The organism is Anaerovibrio lipolyticus (genome assembly GCF_021531495.1).
GTDB lineage: Bacteria > Bacillota > Negativicutes > Selenomonadales > Selenomonadaceae > Anaerovibrio.
In genome coordinates, this window is the sequence record NZ_JADYTY010000067.1 from 1 (window position 1) to 1,348 (window position 1,348).

At 48.3% G+C, this 1,348-nt stretch carries 2 protein-coding genes; both read right to left on the bottom strand.

Annotated elements, in window-relative coordinates; genetic code table 11:
* Positions 1-68: 68 nt before the first annotated feature.
* Positions 69-950 (bottom strand): IS3 family transposase, encoded by an 882-nt coding sequence (locus I6E26_RS10975; protein WP_235321905.1) that lies wholly within the window; start codon positions 948-950, stop codon positions 69-71.
* A 26-nt stretch (positions 951-976) separates the two neighbouring features.
* The gene (locus tag I6E26_RS10980) at positions 977-1,261 is read right to left on the bottom strand and encodes a transposase (RefSeq protein WP_235321906.1); all 285 of its coding nucleotides are present in this window, start codon (positions 1,259-1,261) and stop codon (positions 977-979) included.
* Between the last annotated feature and the right edge of the window lie 87 nt (positions 1,262-1,348).

The following is a 1,348-nucleotide window of genomic DNA, read 5'->3' on the forward strand; positions in this document are numbered from 1 at the left end:
TGGTGCTATGTCAAGATTTAAAGCAAATTAAAATGAGAATTTTCCATCGAAAAATAAATATTTGTTCTCTAAGCTGCATTTATACCATTATCTAACGTCTTCTGATATAGCTTCTCAAATTGAGCCGGCGACATATAGTCGCAGTGACTGTGTATGCGCACGGTGTTATAGAACGATTCGATATACTCGAACACGAGACGACGCGCATGCTCGTAATCCTTGATTTTAAACCGATTGAGCCATTCACGCTTAATGAGCGAGTGGAACGATTCGATGCATGCGTTGTCCCATGGATATGCTTTCTTTGAGAAGCTGTGTTTCATGCCAGCAACTGCTTTGCTAAACTCAGCTGATACGTACTGGCTACCCCGGTCGCTGTGAATTATGAGCGGATTGGACAGTCTACGCCGCCTCTTGGCCTGTTCGATGGCCGAAACCACGTGTTCCACTTCCATCGTACGGGATAGCGTCCAGGCGATGATTCTGCGCGCGTATAGATCCATTACGCTCGTCAGGTAGACAAAGCCGCCATCAGTCCAAATATACGTTATGTCTGTACACCACACGGCGTTTGGCTTGTCTGGATTGAAATGCTCTCCCAGGTAGTTGCGAAGCTTGTGGCTAAAATCTGAATCCTTCGTTGTGACAGTCCAGTGCTTGACCCAAACGGCTCTAAGGCCCATTTGGCGCATATACAGGCCCACTGTACGCTCAGAGATGTGCTCGCCCTCCTGACGAAGCTCCTGCGTAATTTTAGGTGCGCCGTAGATACCCTTGGATGCGTCATACTTCTCCTTTATGCGCATCTTCATAGCCTCCCTGTGCTTCTGTTGCTCTGACGGCTCCCTGCGCTGCCAAGCGCGGTAGCCAGACCGTGACACGTCAAGATATTTAAGCATTCCGCAGACAGAAATACGACGGTGCTGCTCCTTAGCTTTTTCTGTCTTCACAGAGACCTCCTGATAGATGGCCTCTGTCATTTTCCCAGAATGCTGATTGCTTTTTTTAGCACGTCAAGTGCATCCGTAGCATCACGGAGTTCACGCTTCAACCGGGCGATTTCTTTCTCGGCATCCGATGAATAGTTGCCAGAGCCTCGGCAGGCCAGGTCTCCTGTCTCGCTTAGTTCTTTCTTCCAGCGCGATATGGACTGCTGGCTGACCCCTAGGTTCTTGGCACAGCCCTTCAGCCCAAGCTCCGCATGTTCCTTGTAGTACTGGACTGCATCCAGCTTAAATTGCTTGTCAAAATGGTTTGCCATGGTGAGATTCCTCCTGTCTCTATTATACCCCTATTGGGGCTATGTGAAATTCTCATCTTGACTTGCTCTATTTTTATTCTAACATCA